8 protein-coding genes are annotated in these 6,470 nt (G+C 64.6%); 3 read left to right on the top strand and 5 right to left on the bottom strand.

Features of this window, described 5'->3' with window-relative positions; translation table 11 throughout:
• Window positions 1–92: 92 nt before the first annotated feature.
• The 3 genes from ACI38Z_RS00575 to ACI38Z_RS00565 form a co-directional block, all read right to left on the bottom strand.
• Window positions 93–935: a DegV family protein gene (locus ACI38Z_RS00575; protein WP_439788249.1), complete on the bottom strand. Its 843-nt coding sequence runs from the start codon at window positions 933–935 to the stop codon at window positions 93–95.
• An 82-nt stretch (window positions 936–1,017) separates the two neighbouring features.
• Window positions 1,018–1,479 (bottom strand): MarR family winged helix-turn-helix transcriptional regulator, encoded by a 462-nt coding sequence (locus ACI38Z_RS00570; RefSeq protein WP_439788248.1) that lies wholly within the window; start codon window positions 1,477–1,479, stop codon window positions 1,018–1,020.
• A gap of 204 nt (window positions 1,480–1,683) precedes the next feature.
• Window positions 1,684–1,866, bottom strand: a complete 183-nt coding sequence (locus ACI38Z_RS00565) for a twin-arginine translocase TatA/TatE family subunit (RefSeq protein WP_439788247.1) — start codon at window positions 1,864–1,866, stop codon at window positions 1,684–1,686.
• Between the two features lie 272 nt (window positions 1,867–2,138).
• On the opposite strand from ACI38Z_RS00565, the gene ACI38Z_RS00560 reads away from it, so the two are divergent.
• A complete protein-coding gene (locus ACI38Z_RS00560; protein WP_439788246.1) occupies window positions 2,139–2,945 on the top strand; it encodes a YoaK family protein in 807 nt (268 codons plus the stop codon).
• Window positions 2,946–3,101: 156 nt separating this feature from the next.
• Complete coding sequence (locus ACI38Z_RS00555; protein ID WP_439788245.1) at window positions 3,102–4,262, top strand: iron-containing alcohol dehydrogenase; 1,161 nt, start codon at window positions 3,102–3,104, stop codon at window positions 4,260–4,262.
• A 180-nt stretch (window positions 4,263–4,442) separates the two neighbouring features.
• Here ACI38Z_RS00555 and ACI38Z_RS00550 read toward each other — a convergent pair whose 3' ends face one another.
• Complete coding sequence (locus tag ACI38Z_RS00550; protein ID WP_439788244.1) at window positions 4,443–4,628, bottom strand: hypothetical protein; 186 nt, start codon at window positions 4,626–4,628, stop codon at window positions 4,443–4,445.
• Between the two features lie 640 nt (window positions 4,629–5,268).
• Window positions 5,269–5,898, bottom strand: a complete 630-nt coding sequence (locus tag ACI38Z_RS00545) for a lactate utilization protein (protein WP_439788243.1) — start codon at window positions 5,896–5,898, stop codon at window positions 5,269–5,271.
• A gap of 219 nt (window positions 5,899–6,117) precedes the next feature.
• On the opposite strand from ACI38Z_RS00545, the gene ACI38Z_RS00540 reads away from it, so the two are divergent.
• The coding region (locus ACI38Z_RS00540) for a DUF2975 domain-containing protein (RefSeq protein ID WP_439788242.1) at window positions 6,118–6,470 on the top strand (353 nt) is incomplete at its 3' end.

The following is a 6,470-nucleotide window of genomic DNA, read 5'->3' as shown; positions in this document are numbered from 1 at the left end:
TCTCCGCAAATGGCGCACGTCGGTTGCCGGCAGTGGCAGGCTGCCGGCAGGAAAGTCGTTCTTCTCGCCCGCGTTGGGCCGCTTGCCGTGGGTTACGCGTCCTTGGAGAAGTATGCCACGGCGATGGCGCCGGGACCCACGTGCGTGCCGATGGTCGCGCCGACGGTGGTGATGGGCAGCGCGTCCACGATGCCCTCCCAGAGGTCGCGCGAGTCGCGCACGTACTTGCGCAGCATCGCCTCGCCGCCCGCGGTGCAGGCGAGCGAGAAGGGCATGGCGAAGTCGATCGGGTGCTCGTCCACGAGCTGGACCAGGAGGTTCCTCGCGTTCTTGGAGCCGCGCGCCTTGCCGAGCAGCTGGATGCCGCCGTCGGTCATCGTGACAACCGGCTTGATGGAGAGGAGCATGCCCGCCGCGGCCGCCGCCGACCCGATGCGTCCGCCGCGGCGCAGGTACTCGAGGGTGTCGAGAAGCCCGAGCATGCGGACGCGCGACCGCGCGGCCTCGAGGCGTGACGCGACCTCCGCCGCGGGCAGGCCACGCTCCGCCAGCATGAGCGAGTACTCCACGAGCACGCGCTGCCCGATGCAGGAGTTGAGCGAGTCGACCACGTTGACGTTGGGGCGCCCCTCGGCCGCGATGCACGCGCTCTGCCAGGTGGCGGAAACCTTTGAGGAGAGCGTCACGACCACGACGTCCTCCCCCACGGCGGTCGCGGCGTCGTAGGCCTGCGCAAACGCGCCGGGCGCCACCGCACCGGTGCTGGGCAGCGCGTCGGACTCCACCAGCAGCTCGAAGAAGCGCTCGTGCGTGAGGTCGACCCCGTCGTGGTATACGGTGTTCCCAAACGCGACCGTCAGCGGGAGCACGGTGAGGTTTGGGTTGGGAAAGTCCACGATGTCGGACGCGGAATCCGTGATGATGCGAACTGGCATGGCTGTCCCCTCCCCCGGGCGGCGCCCGGCGGCAGTAGTGGTTGCGTAACTTATGACATTTGGTATGGCGCGGCGGGCGCGGCTACTCGATCTTCTCGAGCGACTCCAGCACCTGCCTCAGCCACCCGTAGCAGCGGCTGCGCTCCTCGGGCGTGATGTCCGCGCTCGCGCGATCGACCACGTCGTCGATGATCTGGTCCATCTCGAGCGCGGCCTCGCGCCCGCGGGCCGTGAGCCGTACCGGCGCGCGGTACCTGGAGCCGCGCCCGCCCGACGCCGTCGCGTCGTCCGCGAGGTCGCGCTCCACCAGGCCGCTCTTCTCCAACCGCGACACGATGCGCGTGACGGCGGCGCGGTCCTGCCGCATGAGCCGCGCGATGTCCGCCTCGTGCAGGCCCCCGTCCGAGTGCGCCAGGTAGTACAGCACCATGGTGTCGGTCCCGCGCAGGCCCAGCGACTCCATCTTCTGCGTCTTGATGCGGCCGACTTCCTTGTTGAGCGCATAGACCAGGCCCACGAAGTTCTCGAACCTGTCGTTGGCCACGATCTTCTCCTCACGTCCCGCCGTGCCCGGCAACGGTCGCGCGCACGACGCAGGCAGCCCAACGCCATCGCCAAGCGCGTCGGGCTGCCTGGCACTTGTTGACACGTCAACATTCTAGCACCGCGGGAGGGAGCGCGAGTGTCGTTGCGTCGTCAACATATCGCGTACATCGCGCCGGCATGACGCCCGGCGCATGGGCGAGAATTACGGCTCCAGGAGGTCGGAATCGTCCGCGGAGTGCTCCGTTGCCTCGCCCGCCTCGTCCATGCCGTCACGCACGTTCTTGACGGTCTTGCCGATGGCGCTCCCAAGCTGGGGAAGCTTGTTGGGACCGTAGATTAGGAGCAGCGCGAAGAGCGCTGCCAGCAGAAGGTGATCTGGGTTCATGGTTGCCTGCCTTTCTGACGTCGCGACGGTCATCCGTCGGTCAGCTCAAGATTAGGCGCGCCACACGTATACGTAAAATACAAGTATCATGCCGCATCCATACACAATGTGAATCAATTGACTGTCCCAGCGCGTGGTTGATACCGCTTTCGCAAATGTTTTGCCACCGTCCGCGGAGCGGCACTTGACTGTAGTACCTTTTTACATGCTGAATCCAACACCATCCGCCCGTCCACACGACGGGCCCAATCATACCGGAAGGAAGCCCCCGCATGAAGCTCCTCAGGAAGCGTGCCCAGCAAACGTCCGAGTCCGTCTGGCTCGCCATGGTACTCGCCTGCTCGGGAGGCCTGATGGACGCGTACTCCTTCCTCGGGCGCGACAAGGTCTTCGCCAACGCGCAGACCGGCAACCTGCTGCTCCTGGGCATCAACATATCCGAGGGCGCGTGGCAGAACGTGCCGCACTACCTCTGCCCCGTGCTCTGCTTTGCACTTGGCTGCGCCATCGCGCACCAGATTCGCCTGCACGAGGGCCACGGCATCCACTGGCGCCAGACCGTCGTGATCGTGGAGGCAATTCTGCTTGCCGCCGTGTCGTTTATGCCATCTTCCATCAACCTCGTGGCTAACAGCCTCACGTCGCTCGCGTGCGGCATGCAGGTCCAGGCCTTCCGCAAGCTGCACGGCCGCCCGTTTGCCACCACCATGTGCATCGGCAACCTGCGCAGCGGCACGGCGGCGCTCGTCAACTACACCCACGAGGGCAAGCGTCGCGACCTGCGCTCCGCGTTCCTGTACTACCTCATCATCCTCACGTTCGTCCTGGGCGCCATCCTGGGCAACACGCTGCTGGGCGCGTTCTCGCTCCACGCGATCGCGGCAAGCTGCGTCTTTCTGCTGGTTGCCTTTGTCCTCATGTTCGAGGACCGCGAACACCGGAAGGAAATCAAGGAGGAAGAGAAGATCGAGGAGGAGGCCGAGGAGGCCATCGAGGAGCTGAGGGAGCTCGAGGCCGAGCAAGCCAGCACCGCAGACGCCACCAGCGCCACGACCGCCAACACGGGCGAGAAGAACTAACGCCCTCGCCCCGCGCCGTCACTCGTGCGCGGCGCTTGGCAACTCGTACCTACCTTCCGCAAAATATCCGATAACTTTGGCGCCCCGATGGGTAGAAGGCTCCCCGATTGGCGTGGGCGGCACCCGTGCCGCCCCGTACGGAAGGCGAGGAGCATCATGTATAACTTTACGTTCCATGTACCCACCACCATTCACTTTGGCAAGGGGCAGATCTCGCACCTGTCCGAGCTCGCCAACTACGGCAGCCGCGTGCTGCTCTGCTACGGCGGCGGCTCCATCAAGCGCAACGGCATCTACGACGAGGCCCTGCGAATCCTGGGCGAGGCCAAGGTCCAGGTGTTCGAGCTCGCGGGCGTCGAGCCCAACCCGCGCATCCAGACGGTCCGCCGCGGCGTCGAGCTCTGCCGTGACAACGACATCCAGATGGTCCTCGCCATCGGCGGCGGCTCCACCATCGACTGCGCCAAGGTCGTCGCGGCCGGCGCCAAGTACGATGGCGACGCGTGGGACCTCGTGCTGCACCCGGAGCTCATCAAGTCGGCACTGCCGATCTTCTCGGTCCTGACCCTTTCCGCCACGGGCTCCGAGATGGATGCTTTTGCCGTCATATCGGATATGACCAAAAACGAGAAGTGGGGCACTGCCGGCGAGGCGCTCAAGCCCACGATGTCCATTCTGGATCCCACGTACACGTTCTCGGTCCCCGCTCGCCAGACGGCCGCGGGCACGGCGGACATGATGAGCCACACCTTCGAGAACTACTTTAGCATGGATGATGGCGCCTACGTGCAGAAGCGCCTGGCAGAGGGCCTGCTCAAGACCATGATCCACTACGGCCCCATCGCGCTCGAGCATCCCGACGACTACGACGCACGCGCCAACCTCATGTGGGCGGCCAGCCACGCCATCAACGGCCTGGTGGGCGACGGCTGCTCCCCCGCGTGGTGCGTCCACCCCATGGAGCACGAGCTCTCCGCGTTTTATGACATAACGCATGGCGAGGGACTCGCCATCCTCACGCCGGTCTGGATGGAGCACGTGCTGTCCGACAAGACCGTCAAGCAGTTCGCGACCTACGGCCGCAACGTCTGGGGCCTCACCGGCACCGAGGACGCGCCCGTCGCCCGCGAGGCCATCGCCCGCACGCGCGAGTTCTTTACCGATACCATGCACATGCCCGCGAACCTCCGCGCCGTCGGCATCACGGACGAGAAGAACTTCGACGTCATGGCGCAGAAGGCCGCAGATGGCTGCAAGGGATCTTTCGTGCCGCTCTCCAAGGAGGACATCGTCGAGATCTACCGCGCCGCTCTTTAGCGCATCGAACCACGCCTCGCATTCGCGCAAGACATAGGCAAGACGCATGCAAGCGCCCCCGACCCAGGAACGTCCTGGTACCGGGGGCGCTTTTCGCTCACGATTGCGGCCATCTTGCGTCTGGCTTTACCGGACGAGAAGAGCGGCCGTCCTTCTCGCCCAGCTTTGCCTTATCTGCAGCTAGCGGCCGCGTGCATGGCGCCAGCCGCCACCGCGGCGTGCGCGCCAGCCGTGGGCCGTGCGACGCCCGAAGAGCCCCCTGGACTCCATCGCGTCCGACCCGTCCCCCACCACCACGATGAGGAAGAGCAGCCCGCTGATCGCGACGAACACGAGGTTCTCGATAAACTCTGGCATGAAGTCCATGGCTGCCGCCTTTCTTCCGGGCGCCGCTCGCGCGGTCGCCGCCCTGCTTGCAACCATATGGTCCCATCTGGGCGTCCGCGCAGCCATCGACCCCGCTTACGGGTGGCTTACTCTTTTGTAAGGTTCGGACGCGGCACGGTTTCGCTTCCGTTAGTGCGAGTCATTTTGGCGTGAGCCGCAATCCTAGATGACTCAGGCCCCAGCACGGGGTAAAATAAGAACACCAGCGGTGCCCGTCCTTTGGTTAAGGGGAACGCGGGCGGCGCGGGGTTACTTTCCTAGGGGTCCAGTGCCAGCTGGGCCCCTAGAAACTCCTCGTCATCCGTTATCTCGCTTATGATCCTGTCGCATTTCCCTCACCTCCACGACTATGTCGAGTATGGCTCGGGCGATGCTCGCGCAGAGCGCGATGGCCTTCAGGACTTTCAGAACAAGGTGCATGTTCATAGGCAAACGCCCTCCTTTCGAAAGGCGCCGCCCGCGTACGGACACCGCTGGTGTGAGGGCGATTCTATCACACGCACAGGCTGCATGTTGCTCATCAAAAAACGCTACCTTGCAGGTAAATGCAAGATAGCGTTTAACTTTTTGTTGCAACCTCGCTTAGCCGCGCGACCGCGCAGCCAACTGCCAGAGCCCGCTAGAACCCCAAACTGTCGTTAATCAGGATCGCGTGCATGCGGCCGGGGTGATGGCTGAAGCGCGTGATCAGGAAGTTGCAGCAGATGGTGTCCTGGGACTTGCAGTCCGCGCACGCCCCCGTCTTGCGGCACGGCGTGTTGATGTCAAAGCGCTGCGCGTTGATGGGCGCCGCCACGTTGCGGGCGCGCTTGATGGCCGCGTCCAGGTCGCCGCAGACCTTGTTCATCCCAATCAGAAAGAGCACGTGCCTGGGCCCGTAGGCGATGGCACTCGTGCGGTTGGAGTTGCCGTCGATGTTCACGATGACGCCGTCGTTCGTGATGGCGTTCGCGCTTGCCACGTACACGTCCACGTCGTAGGCGGCCAGCATGGCGGCGCGACGGTCCTCCGCCTTGTCACGGTCGATAAAGTTGTAGTTTCCGCTGGTCAGGGCATCGTTCAGGCCAATCTGGTGCGCGGTGGCGCAGCCGCCCATCGTGACGCTCGACCCCTCGCCAATGTAGGCCAGCGCCTGCGCCAGGGCGTCCTCGCGGCTGACCGCGTACTCCGCGGTGATGTTCCTGCGGCCAAGCCCCTTGATGACGGTCTGGGCCAAAAGCTCGTTGCGCTTGCTCACGTTTGCGTCCATGGCAACCCCTCACGTAGCACGGGCGACGCGCCTGGCGCGCCGCACTTCTCCCCTGCTACGATACTACGCGCGCGAGCGTCCGCACACGTCGAAACTCCCCGCCAATCGCCCCACGCCAACGCGGGCGAGAAGAATAATTTATCGTATCTCGATAATTTATTATTGCAATGCGATGCGTTCCGCCCTATGCTCATGCCAACGCAACGCAAGGAGGTCGCAATGGAACTGAGGAAGCTTTCCGTCTGGCTGAGGGCGATCGTCGCGTGCGCAGCGGCGTGCGGGCTTGTGATCTGCGCGGTTGTCGTGCCACAGGTCGGCCAGGCCATCGTGCACGACTACCCAGAGTTCCAAGGCTGGTATGCCCCGTGGCTTGCGTTTGCCTGGCTGTTCGCCCTGCCACTCTTCGCGGCGCTGGCGCTCGTGTGGAAGCTCGCCGCAAGCATCACGTCAGACAGGCCGTTTACCAGCAGCAATGCAAGGCTCCTCAAGGCAATCTCGCGCCTGGCTGCGGGTGACGCCACGTTCTTCCTCGTGGGCAACGCGGCGCTCTGGCTCATGGGCATGAACGACCC

Source organism: Parafannyhessea sp., assembly GCF_051876455.1.
GTDB lineage: Bacteria > Actinomycetota > Coriobacteriia > Coriobacteriales > Atopobiaceae > Parafannyhessea.
Note: the sequence above shows the minus strand (reverse complement) of the source record. Positions and strands in the feature narration are given on the sequence as shown.